The sequence below is a fragment of the Brevundimonas sp. DS20 genome (assembly GCF_001310255.1).
GTDB lineage: Bacteria > Pseudomonadota > Alphaproteobacteria > Caulobacterales > Caulobacteraceae > Brevundimonas > Brevundimonas aurantiaca.
On record NZ_CP012897.1, the window covers coordinates 2566522 to 2584659 of the forward strand.

Genomic DNA, 18138 nt, shown 5'->3' on the forward strand with positions numbered 1-18138 from the left:
GTCACGTCAATCCTGATCTAGATATCTCTCCCTCACCAACGCTTCCGATTCGTCGGAGCAATGCATCGGGGGATGTATGCAAGACCACCAAGCCGAACTGATCGACCTAGACCTGTTCTGCGAGATCATGGAGGAATCCGTGATCATCGAAGCGATCAGGGAAGGCGAGCTATACCTTCACTTCCTCAAACACCCGGTGCGCGGCTTCCTCACCGGCATACACGCCGGGAGCGCCGTATTGATGGTTGAGGGCGGCTACGCAGACCTCCGGGAGCGGGCTTTCATGGTTTCTGACGATCCGATGCCAGAGACGCCTTGACCATTTGTGGTCGCTAGGCAAACAACCCAATCGGGCTTTCACAAGGGGATTTCATGCGTCTTGCGATTATCGTCGCCGCTTCGGCCTTGCTCATGGCTGGGCCATCAGTCGGCCAGTCGAGGAACTGGAACACGGATTGGTTCGACGTAACCCAGCACGACACGTCTTGCGGCATGTCCTCGTCGTTCAACTTCGATGGTCGCCCGGACGTAAACCTTGATATCCTGTATGCTGGTGAGAGTAGCGGCATCCTAGCAGTCACAAGCTCCGGATGGAGCGCGGTCGAGGGGGCTGAATATGACGACCTCAGCTTCCTGCTGGTAAACCCTGACAGAGATTTTGGCGGAGGCGTCGCGACCGGCGTTGTCCTCAGCTACATCTACAAGGGTTTCAGTATCAGCTTCCCGACCGACTTCCTCGATGCCCTCGCAGCGGCGTCATCAATGATCGTGACGAAGGGTAAGGGCGATGATCAGGTGATCCTCACCCACATCAATCTCCGGGGTTCGGGTGCGGCGGTCGCTTCACTTCGTCGGCGCGCGGAACACGTTCAGCGCGCAAACGCTGCCCAAGCTCGCCGCGAGCAACGATGGGACCACATTAGCCGCGATCCCTTCGCAACCCAGCCGACGAGCGAGGAGCCGAAGGTTCCGTAACGGCTCGGTTTAGCCTTCGGCTTCGTCCCCTGATGAGAGAGGGGTATCTTGAAACAGCTTGTAGTGGATGCGCTGGATCGCCTTGCTGAACCTCGCTGCCTTGATAGCTATCCGCTCAAGCTGGCCCGCGTAATACGGCGTGTCCCGGTGGACGATCTCGCCGTTCGAGATAACGATTTCATCGAAGCGGGCTATTCCGGGAAGGACGCTCATGTCCGCATGAGCCATCTGGTTTCGAATGTCCCGGCCCTGATCGAACCGATCAAGAATCGCTAAGCCCAAAGACCGCCTTGCCGAAAGAGGACCTTGCGTATCCAGCACCCTGCGAAGAAACTTGATCCTTGATGCTGGGGTGAAGGGCGGCTTCTCCGCAAGGTTGCGATACTCCGGTTCATGCGAACAGCGGATCGCCAGATAGGTCAGCTTCTGCTCAACGTGGCTATAGCTCCACAGGATCGCGGCGCGCAGCATTAACACCCTCGCCAGCTCACTATCCGGCGTCCACGGGCTGATGACTGCCCGCCACTCCTTTGGCACGAGGTTCGGCTTCAGCGGTGATGGGTTCATTTGAGGATTAGAGCCTGTCTCAATCCACGGGTCGAGGCATTCCCCGAAACAGGTTATCGCTATTTACCGTCGCCCTCCCCGGCAAGGATCGAACCATGCGCCACACTTCCGAGATAGACCCCGTTGATGTCCGGATCGGGCAAGCCGTGATGGCCCGCAGGGTCCAGCTAGGCCGCTCGCAAGCGCAACTCGGCGCAGCCGTTGGCGTGACTTTCCAGCAAATCCAAAAATACGAGAAAGGGGCCAATCGGATATCGGCGGCCACGCTTGAGCGCATCGCCACCTATCTTGACTGCCCCGTGGCGAATCTTTTCGGTGAAACCGAACCGAACGCCAACACAGCCTCCGCGAGGGCGATACTCAAGGAATGGGAGAAGCTACGCCCGGATCAAGCCGAAGCGATTCTTCGGGTCGTGAAGATGCTCAATAAGGGACAGGTTGAAACCTGATTCACATCGGATGAAACCGACGCGAATCCGCATCCGCTCACGCGTTTTTCAGCGGTCAGAAAGTCGATCAAAAAAGCGTATAAATGACCGTAGAAAACATTGCCCCGAAGGGGTGTTAAGTAGTTGTTTTCTAACGGTTTCCCGGCGCTGGCAGTCCCTAGGGGAATCGAACCCCTCTTTTCAGGTTGAAAACCTGACGTCCTAACCGATAGACGAAGGGACCGCTGCGCGGGAGAGCCGGCGATATAGCCGCGCCCTCAAAAGGGTGCAAGCGCGGATTTCGAGTTTTTCAGCAGCCTGGTCCCGAAGCGGCGACCGTTATATGCGACGGGGATCGGCCACGTCTTCGATCTCGAGCTGAACGCCGCGCCGGCCGTTCCAGTCGTCCGCCTTCAGACGACCGACGACATTCAGCCCCCCCTGGCCCGACAGCAGGGCCCGGCCGATCGGCAGATCGGCGCAACGCCAGGCCACCGCGCGGACGGACGCCCCGTCAGGACCGACCAGACGACAGCGCACATGACCGCCGCTCATCTGCACCGCCTCCCGGGCCTGGACCCCGGCCAGGGCGAAGACGGGTTCGGGATTGGCCGGACCGAACGGCGCCAGACGTTCGAACGAATCGAACAGATCGCGGCGAGCGGCGGCCGGATCAATCAGGGCGTCGATCTCCAGCACATCCATCGCCACGGCGTCTTCCCGTTCGCCGGACAGCCGCTCCGCCAGAAAGGCGGTCAGTTCGGCCAGTCGGCCGCCCTCGAGCGTCAACCCGGCCGCCATGGCGTGGCCGCCGCCGGCCAGCAGCAGCCCTGCTTCCCAAGCCGCCTGGACCGCCCGGCCCAGGTTCATGCCGGGCTGGGACCGGCCCGACCCCTTGCCCAGTCCCGTCACCGGATCCAATCCGACGACGATCACGGGCTTGCGCCAGCGCTCCCTCAGACGCCCCGCCACAATGCCGACCACGCCGGGATGCCAGTCTTCACCGGCGACCACGATCACGGGCGTATCATCGACGTGCGCCCCGGTCGCCTCCACCTTGCGCACGGCGGCGTCGGTCACAGCGCGCTCGACGTCGCGCCGAGACAGGTTCAGCGCATCCAACTCCAGCGCCAGCTGCTGCGCCTCGGCCGGATCGTCCGTCGACAACAACCGGGCCCCCAGGTCCGCGCGCCCGATCCGACCACCTGCATTGATGCGCGGCCCCAGGATAAAGCCGGCGTGATGGCTCTTGGCCGCGCCCTGTTCCGCGCCCGCAGCGGCCAGAAGCGCGCGCAGACCGGGATTTCTCCAGTCGCTCATCACCTTCAGGCCCAGACTGGTCAGGGCGCGGTTGAACCCGGTCAGGCCGGTGACGTCGCAGATGGCCCCCAGGGCGGCCAGGTCCAACCACTGCCGCAGGTCCGGCTCAGGCCGGTCGGCGAACAGGCCTCGCCGCCGCGCCTCGCGGTTCAAGGCGGCCAACAGCACGAAGACCACCCCGGCCGCCGCCAGATTGCCCTGACCTGAGTTGCAGCCGGGTCGATTGGGATTGACCACCGCCAGGGCCTGCGGCGGCTCCGACCGCATCAGATGGTGGTCGATCACCACGACCTTCAGGTCGATGGCGGCGGCATGGGCCAGAGCTTCGTTCGCGGCGGCGCCGCAGTCCACCGTGACGACCAGATCGGCCCCGGCCGCCTTCAGCGTGTCGAAGGCGCGCGCCGACGGGCCGTAGCCTTCGGTCAAGCGATCAGGGACGTACAGAGGCAGGTCGGCGCCCATGGCCCGGAACCAGCGCACCAGCAAGGCCGCGCTCGACGCGCCGTCCACATCATAGTCGGCGAAGACATGCACCCGAGCCTTGGCCAGCAATGCATCGACGATCGCCTCGGCCGCCCTGTCCATATCCATGAAGCTGGACGGATCGGGGAAAAGCGCCCGCAGGGTCGGGGTCAGAAAATCCGCTCCCTGATCGGCGCCCACGCCGCGCGCCGCCAGCGCCCGCGCTACCGGCTCCTCGAGACCTAGGCCCTGACGATGGGCGCGAATCAGGGCCGGGTCCGCCGGGCGTTGCCGCCAAGCCCGCCCGGACAGGGACTGGGACACGCCCAGGAAACCGCTGTCGATCTTGAAGCCGCCGTCGTCCGCCATCATCGCATCATCCGGGGATTCTCCGCCCCGGCGACCGCCTCATGGGATCGGTCGGCGATCGACCGGCGGCGGCGCCTTGGCGCGATCTCTCAGTTCCTGAGCGAAGGCCTCGATATCCGCCTGGGTGCGGGCCGCGTCGGGCGATACGGGAACGGCCCCAACCTGGGCGCGGACAGCCGCGGCTTCAGCCTCGGCGTCGGTCATCGTCCATTCGATTCGCGCCGCCTCCTGCGCAAGGGTCGAGCCTTCGGCCTGGAGCCGATCGATTGATCGCCCGACCTCAGCGACCTGCGGCAGATCGGTCGGGGCGGCGGGGAAATCACGCCAGCGCGGATAGTCTCGATTGGCGTCGACCAGAGCCTGGACGCGCGGCGCGATCGGCGAGGCGGGATCGGTGTCCAGACCCAGCGACCGCGCACAACCGCCCGAGGCTGCGATGAGACCCGTCAGACAAACGACGGAGGCGGCTCGCCTCATTTTCGGCCCGCCGGCTTCATTTTAGATAAGTGCGCGTTCATTTCGAGGTTCGTCTTATGCCATCATCGTCCTCTGCGGAAGGGCGCGGGTTCGAACCGGCGTGACGCGAACAAGAAGGTGGAGGAAACCAATGGCCCGCGCTCCCGAAGACAGCCCGCCCAAGCCGGGCGCGCCCCGCGCCGAGCCGACCGCCAAGAGCCCGCGAAAGGCGGGACGCCCGACCTCGGCCAAGCCCCGCCCTTCAAAAGCCAAGACGGCCCCCAAGGCAGCGAAGGCCGCGAAGGCCGACGCATCGGAGGCTGCGGCCTCCGCCGCTAAGCGCGGTCCCAAGCCCGCTCCGGCGGATACGAGGCCGCCCGAAACCGAGGACGTCGCCCCGCCCTTCGGCGCCGACCAGGCCCAGTTGATCGAGACTCTGTCGATGAACCTGGCCAAGGCGGCGATGATGGCGCAGGGCGCCTTGGCCGAAGCCGCCCTGTCGCAGGCCGACCGTCCGGCGGCCTTGTCGCCAGACCCCTTCAACATCGCGCCCGCCCTGACGTCGATCATGGGCGGTCTGGCGGCGCGCCCCGAAAAGCTGTTTCAGGCCCAGGCCGATCTGTTCGGCCGCTACATGGACCTGTGGGCCGATACGGCGCGTCAGGCGGCCGGCGAACCGGCGAAGCCCGCCCCCGCCGACAAGCGGTTCAAGGATCCGGAATGGTCCGAGAACCCGATGTTCGACCTGATGCGCCGCTCCTATCTGCTGACGTCCGACTGGATGAACGGCCTGATCGCGGGGGTCGAGGACGTCGATCCGGCGGTGAAGCGGCGCGCCCAGTTCTTCACCCGTCTGCTGACGGACGCCTTTTCGCCGTCGAACTTCCTGGCGTCCAATCCCGTCGCCCTGAAGGCCCTGGCGGAGACGAGCGGCGAATCGTTGGTCAAGGGCATGCAGAACTTCGCCGCCGATCTGGAACGGGGCGCCGGATCGCTGCGGATCAGCCAGGCGGACTACGGCAAGTTCGTCGTCGGTCAGAACGTCGCCACCGCGCCGGGGCAGGTGGTCTGGCGCGACGATCTGTTCGAGCTGATCCAGTACGCCCCAGGGACCGAGACCCAGCACCGGATTCCGCTGCTGATCTTCCCGCCCTGGATCAACAAATTCTACATCCTCGACCTTCAGCCGGGCAATTCCCTGATCCGTTGGCTGTCCAGCCAGGGTTTCACCGTCTTCGTCTGCTCCTGGGTCAATCCCGATCGCGACAAGGCGGGCTACGGGTTTGACGACTATCTGGAGAAGGGCGTCTACCGCGCCGTCGAAAAGACGCTGGAGCAGGCCGGGACCGATCGGCTCAACGCCGTCGGCTATTGCATCGGCGGCACATTGTTGGGCGCAGCCCTGGCCCATATGGCCGCCAGGGACGATCAGCGGATCGCCGCGGCCACCTTCTTCGCCGCCCAGCACGATTTCGCCGAGGCGGGCGACCTCCTGCTGTTCACAGACGACCACTGGATCGCCGAGATCGAGCGCCAGATGGACGCCGCCGGCGGCGTCCTGCCCGGCGCAGCCATGGCCGACACCTTCAACGCCCTGCGGTCCAATGACCTGATCTGGTCCTTCTTCGTCAGCAACTATCTGTTGGGCAAGGATCCCCCGGCCTTCGACCTGCTGTTCTGGAACGCCGACCAGACCCGGATGCCCAAGGCGCTGCACCTGGCCTATCTGCGCCAGATGTACGGGGCCAACGCCCTGGCCCAGGGGGCGTTCAAGATCGGCGGGCTGACGGCGGACCTGTCCAAGGTGACGATCCCCCTCTATTTCCAGGCCAGCCGAGAGGACCACATCGCCCCCATGAACTCGGTCTATCGGTCCGCCAAACTGTTCGGCGGCAAGGACGTCACCTTCACCCTGGCCGGCTCGGGCCATATCGCGGGGGTCATCAATCCGCCGACGGCGAAGAAGTATCAGCACTGGACCAACGCCGAACTGCCCGACACCCTGGCCGAATGGCAGGCGGGCGCGGCGGAGGCGCCCGGCAGCTGGTGGGACCACTGGGCGGCTTGGTTGCGGGCGCGTTCCGGCGAGCCCGTTGCGGCGCGCGATCCGTCGGCCGGCCCCCTGCCCCCGCTTGAACCCGCGCCCGGCGCCTATGTGAAGGTGAAGTCTTGAGCCGTCTGGAACCCAACCTCCTGCTGGCCTTCAGCACCGGCGTCGCCCTGGCGCTCTTGATCATGACGTCGACGGCGTTCGGCGCGCCGGGCCAGGCGGCGAAATATCTGATCACCGCCGTCGTCTGTTCGACCCTGTTCGTCGCCTTCAACGGCGGGATGAACCGGCTTCTGAAACGCCCCACGCCCCAGCCGGTGATCCATCCGGCTTCGGCGGCCTCCGCCGTCTGGGCCGGCCTGTTTCCCTTGTTGTTGATCTTCGCCGCCGCCGCGCCGGTCTTTCTGCCGGGTCACGATTATGGCCTCCTGATCCTGATCGCCTCGGTCTGGTTCGGCGTGACGGTCGATTCCGCGATCCGGGCCAATCGAGCCTAGGCCGCAACGAACCTCAGGGCCGCGCCGTTGTTGCAATAACGCAGTCCGGTCGGGCGGGGACCATCGTTGAAGACGTGGCCTTGGTGTCCCAGGCAGCGGGCGCAATGATATTCCGTGCGAGGAATGCCGATCGCAAAATCGCGCTTGCGGCCGATGTTGGCGCCCATGACCTCATAGAAGCTGGGCCAGCCGGTGCCGGACTCGAACTTCCAGCTCGAGCGGAACAGGGGCAGGTCGCACCCCTTGCAGACGAAGGTCCCCCGTCGATGCTCATCGTTCAAGGGACTGGTGAAAGGACGTTCGGTCGCCTCATGCCGCAGAACCCGCCAGGCGGCGTCGCCCAGCCGCCGCCGCCATTCCGCGTCCGAAATCCGGCGATAGGGCGAGGCGGCGTATTGGGCCTCGCCCGCCGCCGTAGGCTCTGGCGAGCAGGCGGCCAGGGCGAGGACGCCGGTCAAGAGGCTGCGGCGATGGGGGAGCACGGACAGGGTCATGCTCTCAGTACGAAGGCGAGTCGGAAAAGGTTTCTCTCCCGTCCTCCAAGCTCAGTTCAGCCCGGTCGCCTCATCCAGTCCCAGCATGATGTTCAGATTCTGCACCGCCGCGCCTGACGCCCCCTTGCCCAGATTGTCCAGCAGGGCGACCAGGCGCGCCTGCTCTCCGCCCCGGTCGCCGAAGACGTGAAGACGCAGACGATTGGTGCCGTTCAGGGCCTCGGGTTCGATCCCCGTCAGGGCCTCGGTCTCTTCCAGGTCGGCGACCTCGACGAACGGCTGGCCCTCATAGGCTTCGACCAGGGCGCCGTGCAGCCGCTCGACCGACGGCGTCTCCGGCAGGGCGGACAGATGCAGCGGAACCTCGACCAGCATCCCCTGGCGATAGTTTCCGACGGCGGGAGCGAACAGGACGGGGCGCGACAAGCCCGAATGTTTGGTCATCTCGGGCACATGTTTGTGCTTCAGCGTCAGGCCGTAGGCGCGATAGGCGGTCGAGGCGTCGTCGGCCTCGAACTCTGCGATCATGGCCTTGCCGCCCCCGGAATAGCCGGACACCGCGTTGACCGTAACCGGCCATTCGGCCGGGACCAGCCCGGCCTTCACCAAGGGCCGCATCAGGGCGATGAAGCCGGTGGGATAGCAGCCGGGATTGGACACCCGTGTCGAGGCGGCGATCGCCGCGCGCTGGTCCGCATCCATCTCGGCGAAGCCATAGGTCCAGTCCGGATCGACCCGATAGGCGGTCGAGGCGTCGATCACCTTGACTGACGGATTTTCGATCATGGCCACCGCTTCGCGCGAGGCGTCGTCAGGCAGACACAGGATCACCGCATCGGCCGCATTCAGCGCTTGGCGCCGTGCGTCCACATCGCGCCGCCGGTCGCCCAGCAGCATCAAGTCCAGATCGCCGCGCGCCTCCAGTCGCTCGCGGATCTCCAGTCCGGTGGTGCCGGCTTCGCCGTCGATGAAAATGGTGTGGGTCGTCATAGGCTGCTCCTTGGCCGTCCCGCTCCTGCCGGAGGAGATGGGCAAGAAAAAGGGCGCTCCGGGTTTCCCCGAAGCGCCCCAAATCCAAACCGCGTGAATGCGATCAGCGCTTCGAGAACTGGAAGCTGCGGCGAGCCTTGGCGCGGCCGTACTTCTTGCGTTCGACGACGCGGCTGTCGCGGGTCAGGAAGCCGTGCGGCTTCAGAACCTTGCGCAGTTCCGGTTCGAAATGCGTCAGGGCGTGCGACAGGCCGTGGCGGATGGCGCCGGCCTGGCCCGACAGGCCCGAACCTTCGACGGTGCAGATCACGTCATACTGGGTGGCGCGGTCCGACACGGTCAGCGGCTGGGCGATCATCATGCGCAGCACGGGACGGGCGAAATACTGCTCCTGGTCCTTGCCGTTGATGGTGATCTTGCCGGTGCCGGGCTTCACCCAGACGCGGGCGATGGCGTTCTTGCGCTTGCCGGTCGAATAGGCGCGGCCCTGGGCGTCCAGCTTCTGGACATAGACGGGGGCGTCGTTCTCGGCCGAGGCGGTCAGGCCCTTCAGGGCGTCGAAGCCGGTCGCGGTTTCGTTGGTCACGTCGGTCATGCTCAGACGCTCCGGGTGTTCTTGGGCGACGCCGACTTGAAGTCGATCGTTTCCGGTTGCTGGGCTTCGTGGTCATGCTGGCTGCCGGCGAACAGACGCAGGTGCGTCATCTGCTTGCGGGCCAGGGGGCTTTCCTTGGGCAGCATCCGCTCGACGGCCTTCTCCAGGACGCGCTCGGGGAAGCGGCCGCCCAGCACCTTCTCAGGCGTGGTCGACTTGACGCCGCCGGGGTGGCCGGTGTGGCGGTAGTAGATCTTGTCGGTGTTCTTCTTGCCCGTGAACACGACCTTGTCCACGTTGGTGACGACGACATAGTCGCCGCAATCGACGTGGGGGGTGTAGTCGCCGCGGTGCTTGCCGCGCAGACGGTTGGCGATGAAGGTCGCGAGGCGGCCCACCACGACGCCTTCGGCGTCGATGTGGATCCACTTCTTCTCGACCTCGGCCGGCTTCAACGAAGCCGTGGTGCTCTTCAGCATTGAGAGGATTCCTGGAGACGAAAATCGGGTTCGGTCCCGAGGGAACCGAATGAAGGCGCGCTGATACAGGAGGGCGGCGACGGCGTCAATCCAAACGAGGACATCCAGATTGCGTCATCCTTATGTAAACAAACGTCTTTTTTAGTACGGTATTAAAATACCCGGACCAACTGCGTTCTTTTGTTATGAAATAACAGTCGTCGTCATCAAACCATGATCATTCGGAGTCATCGGAGGCCGTCCCTCGGAGCCCTCCCCATGATCCTTCATCGTCGCAGTCTGATCGCCTCCAGCGCCGCTCTGGCCTTTTCCGGCCTTGCCCGCAATGTCCACGCCGCCGAAGAGGAAACCTATCTCAACGAGGTCGTCGGCTATGGCCCGCTCAAGCGCGACCCCAACGGGGTGCTGGACCTGCCCGAAGGCTTTTCCTACCGCATCGTCTCCCAGGGCGGAGAGACCATGGCCGACGGCCTGCTGGTTCCGGGACAATTCGACGGCATGGGGTGTTTCGCCCTGGACGACACCCGCGTCGCCCTGGTCCGCAATCACGAACTGAAGGGCTCTTCGGCCAGCCACCGCAACTGGGGCCCCGGCGGCTATAATCAGGAACGGATCGGTCGGCTGGACGCGAACCGCGCCTATGACACCCATAAGGACGGCCGTCCCCTGCCCGGCGGCACGACCACCGTCATTTACGACCTGGCGACCGGCCGCACCGAGCGCCAGCACCTCAGCCTGGCCGGCACCAGCACCAACTGCTGCGGCGGCCAGACGCCCTGGGGCTCATGGCTCAGCTGCGAGGAGACCAGCGAGCTGCCGGCCGACTCGGACGTGACCAAGGACCACGGCTATGTCTTTGAAGTTCCCGCGCGCGCCGAAGGCCTGGTCGATCCGATTCCGTTGAAGGCCATGGGGCGCTTCGAACATGAAGCCGTCTGCGTGGATCCCCGCACCGGCATCCTCTATCTCACCGAGGACCAGGGAGACGGCCTCTTCTATCGCTTCCTCCCCGATGCCCCGGGCGAACTGGCCAAGGGGGGTCGGCTGCAGGCCATGGTGCTGCGCGGGCACAAGGGGGCCGACACCTCGAACCACAAGGACCGGATCTGGTCAGTCGGCGACTGGCGCGAGGTGGAGTGGATCGACATGCACGAGGTCGAGAGCCCCAAGGGCGATCTGCGCTGGCGCGGCCACGCCGACGGCGCCGCCCTGGTGGCCCGCGCCGAAGGCATCTGGTGGGGCGACAATGAACTGTATCTGACCGCCACCTCGGGCGGGCCGATCCAACGGGGCCAGATTCTGCGCTATGTCCCCTCCCCCGAAGAAGGCCGAGGCGGCGAATCCCGGCGCCCCGGGCGCGTGCAGTTGTTCGTCGAGAGCACGGACCTGAAAACGCTGAATATGGGCGACAACATCACCATCGCGCCCTGGGGCCATCTGATCGTCTGCGAAGACAACTATTCGACAGAGGTCAAAAACCATCTGAAGGGGGTCACGCCCGAGGGCAAGCTCTACACCCTGGGGCGCAACGTGTTTCAGGGGAACTCTGAGTTCGCCGGGGCGGTCTTCGCCCCCGACGGCCGAACCCTGTTCGTCAATATTCAGTATCCGGGCCTGACGGTGGCGATCACCGGACCATGGTCCTCGGTCCGGACATGAAGATCCGGGGCTGAGCCCGCAGCACCAGCCAGAGGTTCGCCGTCGCCGCCGCCAAGACGACGGCGGCCCCGGCCTGGTGCAGAACGCCCAGCCACAGAGGAACCGCATGGATCAGGGTGGCGATCCCCAGGACCGCCTGGCCCCAGACCACCCCGGCCAAAACGAAGGCCGCCAGCCCCATCCCCTCGGCCACGCGCCAGCGCCAGGCCTGAAAGGCGTAGATGCTGACGGCGATCAGCAGACCATAGGCGACCAGACGGTGGTTGAACTGGGTCAAGGCCTGATCGTGCAGGAAGGCGACGGCGCCCAGGCTCCAGTCCGCAGGCGGCAGGACGGAACCGTTCATCAGGGGCCAGTCGGTATAGACGAGCCCGGCGTGCCCGCCCGCCACCAGGGCGCCCAACAAGCATTGCAGGAACACCAGACCCAGCAGGAAACCGGCGCCGCGCGCCCAGCCGGCCGGAGGGCGACCGTGGTCCTCACCGTTCCAGGCCTCCAGTCCGGTCCAGATCAGGGCGGCGAACAGGATCAAGGCCAGACCCAGATGGGTCGCCAGACGTTCGGGTGCGACACTGACCCGCTCGGACAGACCGCTTGAGACCATCCACCAGCCGATCAGCCCTTGCAGACCGCCGAGGCCCAGCAGCAGGACGCAGCGCCAGATCAGTCGATCCGGCACGGCCCATTGACGAAAGATCGAGCGGGCGGGCGCGATGCGGCACAGCAGAAACACCGCCAGCGGAAGAGCGAACACCAGTCCGATCACCCGCCCCAGCAGTCGATGCACCCATTCCCACCAGAAGATGCCCTGAAACTCGGCCAGGCTCATGCCGGCGTTGACCTGGGCGTACTGGGGAATCTGCTTGTACTTCTCGAACGCCTCGGCCCACTGGGCGTCGTTCAACGGGGGGATGGCCCCCATGATCGGCTTCCATTCGGTGATCGACAGACCCGACCCGGTCAGGCGCGTGACCCCGCCCACCACCACCATCAGAAAGACCAAGGCCGCCGTGGCGAACAGCCACACGGCCACGGCGCGGTTACGATCTGGATTTCCGAAACGGTTCATTCGACGCCCGACACTGACCCGGATATGGTGTCGCCTTCGACCGTGACCAAATCGCGACCGAGGCGGTATGCCCCGCCCAGGCCGCAAGATCGAGTCGGATTGAGATCATGACGTCCTCCCCGATGGGGCTGACAGGGAGAAGATGCGTGTTGCAATACGCCGACATCGGCGCCGCCCTTCTGGGCGGCCTGCTTCTGGCCTGGATCGCCGACCTGCTGACCGGACGGCGGGGCTTCGGCGGCGCCAGCCTGGTCTCCGGCGTCGGCCTGGCCTGCGGCTGGTTCCTCGCCGTGCGGGTGTTTGCGGTCAGCACCCTGGACAGCTGGGTCTGGGTCCCTTGGGCCCTGACAGGGTCGGTCGTCTGTCTGGCGACCTTCTTCCTGTTCAGGAACAAGCGCTGATGCCGCCGCGGGCGCGTCGGTTCATCGCCGCCGTCGGCGTCCTGGCCTTTCTGGTCTTCTGGGTGTGGGGCCTCATCGCCCTGCGCGGCCTTTTACCGCCCTCGCCTTGGATCGACTTCCTGTTTTTCGGGATCGGAGGCACGGCTTGGGGACTGCCGATCATCCCCCTGCTCAGATGGGCGGAGCGCGGCTGAGCCTGCTCAGCCGCGCCCTGCTGTTCGCGTTCTCTTCAGGTCGAGGAACCTGCGAGCGGCTTCACCTGCGGCTTTGCGGCCGCCGGATCGCGGCGAGGCCGGCGCCCAGCCAGAGCCAAGACCACGGCCGCGCCGATCGCCGAAATGATCGACCCCCCGATCACGCCCAGCTTGACCTCGATCTGCTCAGGGGAGTCCACCGCGCCCGGAAAGGCCAGGACGCCGATGAACAGGCTCATGGTGAAGCCGACCCCGCACAGCAGAGAGACCCCATAGACCTGAAGCCAGCTGGCGTCGGTCGGACGCGCGCCGATCCGCAGGGCCGAGGCCAGCCAGGCGGCGCCGAAGACGCCGATCTGCTTGCCGAAAAACAGACCCAGGGCGATCGCCACGACCAGGGGGGCGAAGGCCTGTTCCAGCGACAGGCCGGCGAAGGACACGCCGGCCTTGGCGAAGGCGAACAGCGGCAGGACGAGGAAGGCGTTCCAGGGATGGAGGTCGTGCATCGCCTCCTTCAGCGGGCTTTGGCGGTCTTCCTTGCGCGCCTGGATCGGAACGATCATCGCAAAGGCCACAGCCGTGAGCGAGGTCGAAAGACCGGACAGAACCGTCAGATACCAGACCGCCGAAAAGCCAAGCACCCAGAAGGGGGTCGGAACGCGAATCCTGTGCGCGATCAGGCCGAAGGCCGCCAGCAGACCCAAGGCCCAGAACAGTGGCGTCCAATTCGCCCCTTCACTGAACAGCAAGGCGATCAGGGCGATCGCGCCGAGATCGTCGACGATCGCAAGGGTCAAGAGGAACACGCGGAGCGACGAGGGCAGCCCCTTGCCGACGAAGCCGAAGATCGCCAGGGCGAAGGCGATGTCCGTCGCCAGGGGAATGGGCCAGCCCGCGTGCGGCGCCCCCATCGTCATGGACAGGAACAGATAGACCGCCGCAGGCCCGGCCATCCCGCCCAAGGCCGCCAAGACCGGCGTCGCCAGCTTCCTGGGGTCGCTCAATTCGCCGCGAACGATCTCATATTTGATCTCCAACCCCACGACGAGGAAGAAGATCGCCATCAAGCCTTCCTTGATCCAGTCGGAGATCGTTTCCTCCAGACGGATCGGCCCGATCTGGAGCACGTGATAGCTCTTCAGCCAGGCGAAATAGTCGGCGCTCCAGGGCGAGTTCGCCACCAGCAGGGCGGCGACCGCCGCGAGGGCCAGGGCCGAGCCGGACGCGGCCTCGGTCTTCAAGAAATCTAGGGTAGGTTTACGCGCCACGGCGGCCTCCGATCATCGAATGAAGCTGTCGTGACGCCAGGTTATCGACGGGCGTCGGACCGGATTCACCCGAACATCACAGGCGCCGGCCTGGTCGCGGGGAGGCGACCTGATCTCTGCCGTTCATCATAATGAGCCGAGAACCGGGTTCAAGCCGAAGGCGGCCGAAAAAGACCCGCGTAACCGCAAAACGAAAAGGGGCCGCCCGAAGGCGGCCCCTAAACCCATCATCGACCTGTGTCGATGGTCGGAGCGACAGGATTCGAACCTGCGACCCCTTGACCCCCAGTCAAGTGCGCTACCAGGCTGCGCCACGCTCCGAAGGCGCTCCCTATAGACGCGGGTTTCGCGCGCCGCAAACGCAAAAACAGGTTTTCCACCTAGCTTCTCAGAACAGCGTCCAGTCGGGCCTTGGCCTGTTCCAAATCCATCAGCACGACATTCAGCCGCTCAGTCACGCCGGTCAGGGCCGGCTCCCTTGAAATCAGGGGCTCAGCCGGGGATTCGGCGTCGCGCGCCTCTATCAGGCCGGCCATGTCCGCGCCGACCAGCGTCTTGAGCCCCTGCTCCTTGTGCAGCCGTTGCAGCCCGCGGATGGTCAGGCCGTCCTCGTGCAGCAGCCGCCGAACCGCCTTGAGCACGGCGATGTCCTGGGGCCGGTAGAATCGACGTCCACCGGCGCGCTTCACCGGCGTGACGAAGCTGAACTTGGTTTCCCAGAACCGCAGAACGTGCTGCGGCGCTCCGACCTCCTCGGCCGCCTCAGAAATGGTGCGGAAGGCGTCGGCGCTCTTGGCCAAGCGAATCAGGCCTCGACGACGGCGTCGTGAACCCGGCTCTTCATGATCTGAGAGGCGCGGAAGCTGATGACGCGACGGGGGTTGATCGCCGCCGGTTCGCCGGTCTTGGGGTTGCGGCCCATGCGGGCCCGCTTCTCACGCACCTGGAAGACGCCGAAACCCGACAGCTTTACGGTATCGCCCTTTTCCAGGGCCTCCACGATCAGCTCCAGCGTCCGTTCGACCAGGGACGAACACTCCTGGCGGGACAGACCGACCTCTTCATGCACAGCTTCACAAAGGTCGGCGCGCGTTACGGTGTGGTTGCCCATCATAGTCCCGTCTGGAAACGATCTGCTGGGCGCATAGGGGCGCAAACCTCTCAGAAAATCAATGCCCGGCGCAGCGGTTAAAGCCTCAAGGCGCAGGCGCCCCAGGTCAGGCCGCCGCCCATGGCTTCCAACAGGACCATATCGCCCTTCTTGATCCGCCCGTCCTGGATCGCCGCATCCAGCGCCAGGGGAATTGAGGCGGCGGAGGTGTTGGCGTGAAGAGCCACGGTCGAGATCACCTTGTTCTCGTCCAGACCCAGTCGGTCGCCGACGCCCTTGATGATCCGCTGATTGGCCTGATGCGGCACGAACCAGTCCACATCCGCGATTTCGATGCCGGCGGCCTCACAGGCCGCAGTGATGCCTTCGGCGATATTGACCACCGCATGGCGGAACACCTGATTGCCCGCCATCCGCAGATGGCCGACGGTTCCGGTCGACGCCGGCCCGCCGTCGACATAGAGCAGGTCCGTTTTCGAGCCGTCGGCGCGCAGGGCGAAGCCCAGCATCCCCTGGTCGGCGGCCGTCCCCTGCCCCTCGCGCGGCTCCAGCACCACGGCGCCGGCGCCGTCGCCGAACAGCACACAGGTCGTCCGGTCGGTCCAGTCCATCAGCCGCGTCATTTCCTCGGCGCCGATCACCAGGGCGCATTTCGACAGGCCGCGGGCGACGAAGCCGTCGGCGACGCTCAACGCATAGACGAAGCCGGAACAGACCGCCTGAACGTCAAAGGCCACGCCGACGCCGGCGCCCAGCTTGTGCTGAACGATGGAGGCCACGGCCGGGAATGTCATGTCCGGCGTAGTCGTCGCCACGATGATCAGATCGACATCCGCCGCCGTCTTGCCGGCGTCGGCCAGGGCCTTCCTGGCGGCCTCGACCGCCAGATCGCTGGTCGGCTGGTCGTCGCGCGCCTTGTGGCGCTGTTTGATCCCCGTGCGCTCCTGGATCCATTTGTCGGAGGTGTCGACGATCTGGGCCAAGTCGGCGTTGGTGACGATCTGCTCCGGCAGATAGGAGCCGACGCCGGTCACGGCGCTGCGGGTGACGCTCACTGAAGGGGTTCTCCGGCGGGGGCGGCGGGCGCGCTGGAATGGTCGAACACGGCGTCCAGCTTGCCCAGATTGGCGCCGACCTTGGTCATATAGTCGCTGCGGGCCAGATCCACAGCGATACGGATGGCGTTTCCGAAGCCCTTGGCGTCGGCGCCGCCGTGGCTCTTCACCACAATCCCGTTCAGCCCCAGCAGGGGGCCGCCGTTGATGGCGCTGGGGTCGATATTCTCGCGCATCGTCTTCAGGGCCGGCATGGCGATGGCGGCGCCCAGCTTGGCCTGCAGGTTCGAGGTCAGGGCCTCGCGCAGCAGGGCCGAGATATAGCGGGCCGTGCCTTCGGCCGTCTTCAGGGCGATATTGCCGGTGAAGCCGTCGGTGACGACCACGTCCACCGTGCCCTTGGCGATGTCGTCGCCTTCGACGAAGCCGTAATAATTCAGGTCGAACGGCCCGTCGCGCAGGATGGCGTGCGCCTCCTTGACCTGTTCATTGCCCTTCATGTCCTCGGAGCCGACGTTCAGCAGGCCGATGGTCGGGCGAACGGTGCCGCGCACCGCCGTCTGGAAAGCCTCGCCCATGATGGCGAACTCGACCAGTTGCTCGGCGTCGCTGCCGATGTTGGCGCCGACGTCCAGAACCGCCGTATGGCCCTTGAAGGTCGGCCAGCTGGCGACGATGGCCGGCCGCTCCAGGCCCGGCGCCGACATGCGCAGAATCAGTTTGGAGATGGCCATCAGGGCGCCGGTGTTGCCCGCCGAGACCACGCCGCCGGCCTCGCCGGTCTTAACCGCCTCGACGGCGTTCCATAGGCTCGAGCCCTTGCCCCGGCGCATGGCCTGGGCGGGCTTCTCGTCCATGGCCACCACCTTGTCGGTATGACGGATGTCGACCGTGTCGGCCGGCAGGCTGCAATGCGCCAACTCGGCGCGAATCCGGGTCTCGTCCCCATGCAGCAGGAAGCGGACTCCCTCCCCGCCATGGGCGCGGACAAAGCTTTGGACGCCCGGAACGACGACGGATGGGCCGTGATCGCCGCCCATGGCGTCAAGCGAGATCGTAACTGGGGCTGGCAAATGGACCTCGACTAACCGCGTCGTCTTGTCGCACGACACTGGATATAGGCGCCGGACGATAGCGCCGACGCCGGGGGATGCAACCGCACGGCCCCTGCGTCAACCTCAGCCTTGGTCGTCCTGCGGCTTCAGGGCCTTCAAAGCTGCAAAGGGCGAGATTTCGGCGGGCTCTTCCGGTTGCACGAACTGCGCCCCCGGCTTGCGCGGAAAGGGGTCCAGAGACAGGACCAGCTGCTCGACCGCATACTGCCCCAGGTCGATCTTGCCGTCCTCGATCAGGTCGGCGTCCTCCTCCTCCAGGGTGACTTCGATCTCGTCGGTCTGCTGCGGCTCGGCCTCGGCCAACTGAATCGAGAAGCGGCGGTCCACCTCGACCGGCAGGGGTTCCAAGGTCAGGCCGCAGGTCTGGATCGCATGGGCCGTGACGCGCCCCTTCATCGTCCACTCGCTGCTCGACGGGGTCGGCTTGACCTCGATCTCTACGGCGAAGGCGTCCAGGCCCTGCAGATCCAGGGCGCGCGCAATTCGCTGACGCGCCTCCGCGTCGGGCTCCAGGCGTCGGCTCAGCCCCGCGCCGATCTGATTGACCCGCACCGTCTCGCTGTAGGGGAGGCTTGCGCTCATGG

22 protein-coding genes and 2 tRNA genes are annotated in these 18138 nt (G+C 65.6%); 8 read left to right on the forward strand and 16 right to left on the reverse strand.

Going from position 1 to position 18138, the window contains the following annotated elements:
- Positions 1-76: 76 nt before the first annotated feature.
- Complete coding sequence (locus JL11_RS12535; protein WP_054765946.1) at positions 77-319, forward strand: hypothetical protein; 243 nt, start codon at positions 77-79, stop codon at positions 317-319.
- Between the two features lie 53 nt (positions 320-372).
- Positions 373-975, forward strand: coding sequence for a hypothetical protein (locus JL11_RS12540; RefSeq protein WP_054765947.1), 603 nt, complete (start codon positions 373-375; stop codon positions 973-975).
- Between the two features lie 9 nt (positions 976-984).
- Here the strand turns inward: JL11_RS12540 and JL11_RS12545 are convergent, their stop codons facing one another.
- On the reverse strand, positions 985-1542 hold the full coding sequence (locus JL11_RS12545) for a hypothetical protein (protein ID WP_054765948.1): 558 nt from the start codon (positions 1540-1542) through the stop codon (positions 985-987).
- A 95-nt stretch (positions 1543-1637) separates the two neighbouring features.
- Between JL11_RS12545 and JL11_RS12550 the strand changes: the two genes are divergently transcribed.
- A complete protein-coding gene (locus JL11_RS12550; RefSeq protein WP_054765949.1) occupies positions 1638-1991 on the forward strand; it encodes a helix-turn-helix domain-containing protein in 354 nt (117 codons plus the stop codon).
- A gap of 148 nt (positions 1992-2139) precedes the next feature.
- Here the strand turns inward: JL11_RS12550 and JL11_RS12555 are convergent.
- The 3 genes from JL11_RS12555 to JL11_RS12565 form a co-directional block, all read right to left on the reverse strand.
- Positions 2140-2214: transfer RNA gene (locus JL11_RS12555), tRNA-Glu, on the reverse strand.
- A gap of 95 nt (positions 2215-2309) precedes the next feature.
- Positions 2310-4121, reverse strand: coding sequence for a single-stranded-DNA-specific exonuclease RecJ (recJ, locus tag JL11_RS12560; protein ID WP_054766967.1), 1812 nt, complete (start codon positions 4119-4121; stop codon positions 2310-2312).
- A 39-nt stretch (positions 4122-4160) separates the two neighbouring features.
- On the reverse strand, positions 4161-4598 hold the full coding sequence (locus tag JL11_RS12565) for a hypothetical protein (RefSeq protein WP_054765950.1): 438 nt from the start codon (positions 4596-4598) through the stop codon (positions 4161-4163).
- 130 nt (positions 4599-4728) lie between these two features.
- On the opposite strand from JL11_RS12565, the gene phaC reads away from it, so the two are divergent.
- Both phaC and JL11_RS12575 read left to right on the forward strand, forming a co-directional pair.
- The gene (gene phaC, locus JL11_RS12570; protein WP_156314199.1) at positions 4729-6750 is read left to right on the forward strand and encodes a class I poly(R)-hydroxyalkanoic acid synthase; all 2022 of its coding nucleotides are present in this window, start codon (positions 4729-4731) and stop codon (positions 6748-6750) included.
- Positions 6747-7124, forward strand: a complete 378-nt coding sequence (locus JL11_RS12575; protein ID WP_054765951.1) for a hypothetical protein — start codon at positions 6747-6749, stop codon at positions 7122-7124. The genes phaC and JL11_RS12575 overlap by 4 nt, the downstream gene beginning before the upstream one ends.
- On the opposite strand, the gene msrB is transcribed toward JL11_RS12575, so the two are convergent.
- The 4 genes from msrB to rplM form a co-directional block, all read right to left on the reverse strand.
- Complete coding sequence (msrB, locus tag JL11_RS12580; RefSeq protein WP_054765952.1) at positions 7121-7618, reverse strand: peptide-methionine (R)-S-oxide reductase MsrB; 498 nt, start codon at positions 7616-7618, stop codon at positions 7121-7123. The two genes, JL11_RS12575 and msrB, sit on opposite strands and share 4 nt — an antisense overlap.
- Before the next feature lie 51 nt (positions 7619-7669).
- Entirely contained in the window at positions 7670-8608 is a 939-nt protein-coding gene (argC, locus tag JL11_RS12585; protein ID WP_054765953.1) for an N-acetyl-gamma-glutamyl-phosphate reductase, read from the reverse strand.
- A 103-nt stretch (positions 8609-8711) separates the two neighbouring features.
- Complete coding sequence (rpsI, locus tag JL11_RS12590; protein WP_054765954.1) at positions 8712-9203, reverse strand: 30S ribosomal protein S9; 492 nt, start codon at positions 9201-9203, stop codon at positions 8712-8714.
- Positions 9204-9205: 2 nt separating this feature from the next.
- Entirely contained in the window at positions 9206-9682 is a 477-nt protein-coding gene (gene rplM, locus JL11_RS12595) for a 50S ribosomal protein L13 (RefSeq protein ID WP_054765955.1), read from the reverse strand.
- 258 nt (positions 9683-9940) lie between these two features.
- Here rplM and JL11_RS12600 point away from each other — a divergent pair, with 258 nt between their 5' ends.
- Positions 9941-11341: an alkaline phosphatase PhoX gene (locus JL11_RS12600; RefSeq protein WP_054765956.1), complete on the forward strand. Its 1401-nt coding sequence runs from the start codon at positions 9941-9943 to the stop codon at positions 11339-11341.
- Here JL11_RS12600 and JL11_RS12605 read toward each other — a convergent pair.
- On the reverse strand, positions 11310-12410 hold the full coding sequence (locus JL11_RS12605) for a COX15/CtaA family protein (protein ID WP_054765957.1): 1101 nt from the start codon (positions 12408-12410) through the stop codon (positions 11310-11312). The genes JL11_RS12600 and JL11_RS12605 overlap by 32 nt on opposite strands.
- A gap of 146 nt (positions 12411-12556) precedes the next feature.
- Here JL11_RS12605 and JL11_RS12610 point away from each other — a divergent pair, with 146 nt between their 5' ends.
- On the forward strand, positions 12557-12811 hold the full coding sequence (locus tag JL11_RS12610) for a transglycosylase (RefSeq protein WP_224760946.1): 255 nt from the start codon (positions 12557-12559) through the stop codon (positions 12809-12811).
- Positions 12811-13005, forward strand: coding sequence for a DUF2842 domain-containing protein (locus tag JL11_RS12615; protein ID WP_054765959.1), 195 nt, complete (start codon positions 12811-12813; stop codon positions 13003-13005). The genes JL11_RS12610 and JL11_RS12615 overlap by 1 nt, the downstream gene beginning before the upstream one ends.
- 35 nt (positions 13006-13040) lie before the next feature.
- Here the strand turns inward: JL11_RS12615 and nhaA are convergent, their stop codons facing one another.
- From nhaA to JL11_RS12650, 7 genes are all read right to left on the reverse strand, one after another.
- Complete coding sequence (gene nhaA / locus JL11_RS12620) at positions 13041-14273, reverse strand: Na+/H+ antiporter NhaA (RefSeq protein WP_054765960.1); 1233 nt, start codon at positions 14271-14273, stop codon at positions 13041-13043.
- Positions 14274-14517: 244 nt separating this feature from the next.
- Positions 14518-14594, reverse strand: a tRNA-Pro gene (locus JL11_RS12625).
- 59 nt (positions 14595-14653) lie between these two features.
- A complete protein-coding gene (locus JL11_RS12630; protein WP_054765961.1) occupies positions 14654-15073 on the reverse strand; it encodes a MerR family transcriptional regulator in 420 nt (139 codons plus the stop codon).
- Positions 15074-15078: 5 nt separating this feature from the next.
- Positions 15079-15384: an integration host factor subunit alpha gene (locus tag JL11_RS12635; protein ID WP_054766969.1), complete on the reverse strand. Its 306-nt coding sequence runs from the start codon at positions 15382-15384 to the stop codon at positions 15079-15081.
- A gap of 77 nt (positions 15385-15461) precedes the next feature.
- Positions 15462-16439, reverse strand: coding sequence for a beta-ketoacyl-ACP synthase III (locus JL11_RS12640; protein ID WP_054765962.1), 978 nt, complete (start codon positions 16437-16439; stop codon positions 15462-15464).
- Positions 16436-17512, reverse strand: coding sequence for a phosphate acyltransferase PlsX (gene plsX, locus JL11_RS12645; protein WP_257720133.1), 1077 nt, complete (start codon positions 17510-17512; stop codon positions 16436-16438). Before plsX ends, JL11_RS12640 begins: the two co-directional genes overlap by 4 nt.
- Positions 17513-17617: 105 nt before the next feature.
- Positions 17618-18136, reverse strand: coding sequence for a YceD family protein (locus JL11_RS12650; RefSeq protein ID WP_082382706.1), 519 nt, complete (start codon positions 18134-18136; stop codon positions 17618-17620).
- Positions 18137-18138 lie beyond the last annotated feature (2 nt).

Excerpts from the sequence above, each read along its gene's own strand:
- rplM (WP_054765955.1), bottom strand. The coding sequence starts at position 9,682 with ATGCTGAAGAGCACCACGGCTTCGTTGAAGCCGGCCGAGGTCGAGAAG.
- JL11_RS12565 (WP_054765950.1), bottom strand. The coding sequence starts at position 4,598 with ATGAGGCGAGCCGCCTCCGTCGTTTGTCTGACGGGTCTCATCGCAGCC.
- JL11_RS12545 (WP_054765948.1), bottom strand. The coding sequence starts at position 1,542 with ATGAACCCATCACCGCTGAAGCCGAACCTCGTGCCAAAGGAGTGGCGG.
- JL11_RS12540 (WP_054765947.1), top strand. The coding sequence starts at position 373 with ATGCGTCTTGCGATTATCGTCGCCGCTTCGGCCTTGCTCATGGCTGGG.
- JL11_RS12600 (WP_054765956.1), top strand. The coding sequence starts at position 9,941 with ATGATCCTTCATCGTCGCAGTCTGATCGCCTCCAGCGCCGCTCTGGCC.
- JL11_RS12535 (WP_054765946.1), top strand. The coding sequence starts at position 77 with ATGCAAGACCACCAAGCCGAACTGATCGACCTAGACCTGTTCTGCGAG.
- JL11_RS12635 (WP_054766969.1), bottom strand. The coding sequence starts at position 15,384 with ATGGGCAACCACACCGTAACGCGCGCCGACCTTTGTGAAGCTGTGCAT.
- msrB (WP_054765952.1), bottom strand. The coding sequence starts at position 7,618 with ATGACCCTGTCCGTGCTCCCCCATCGCCGCAGCCTCTTGACCGGCGTC.
- JL11_RS12650 (WP_082382706.1), bottom strand. The coding sequence starts at position 18,136 with ATGAGCGCAAGCCTCCCCTACAGCGAGACGGTGCGGGTCAATCAGATC.
- recJ (WP_054766967.1), bottom strand. The coding sequence starts at position 4,121 with ATGGCGGACGACGGCGGCTTCAAGATCGACAGCGGTTTCCTGGGCGTG.
- phaC (WP_156314199.1), top strand. The coding sequence starts at position 4,729 with ATGGCCCGCGCTCCCGAAGACAGCCCGCCCAAGCCGGGCGCGCCCCGC.
- rpsI (WP_054765954.1), bottom strand. The coding sequence starts at position 9,203 with ATGACCGACGTGACCAACGAAACCGCGACCGGCTTCGACGCCCTGAAG.
- JL11_RS12605 (WP_054765957.1), bottom strand. The coding sequence starts at position 12,410 with ATGAACCGTTTCGGAAATCCAGATCGTAACCGCGCCGTGGCCGTGTGG.
- JL11_RS12550 (WP_054765949.1), top strand. The coding sequence starts at position 1,638 with ATGCGCCACACTTCCGAGATAGACCCCGTTGATGTCCGGATCGGGCAA.
- argC (WP_054765953.1), bottom strand. The coding sequence starts at position 8,608 with ATGACGACCCACACCATTTTCATCGACGGCGAAGCCGGCACCACCGGA.
- JL11_RS12615 (WP_054765959.1), top strand. The coding sequence starts at position 12,811 with ATGCCGCCGCGGGCGCGTCGGTTCATCGCCGCCGTCGGCGTCCTGGCC.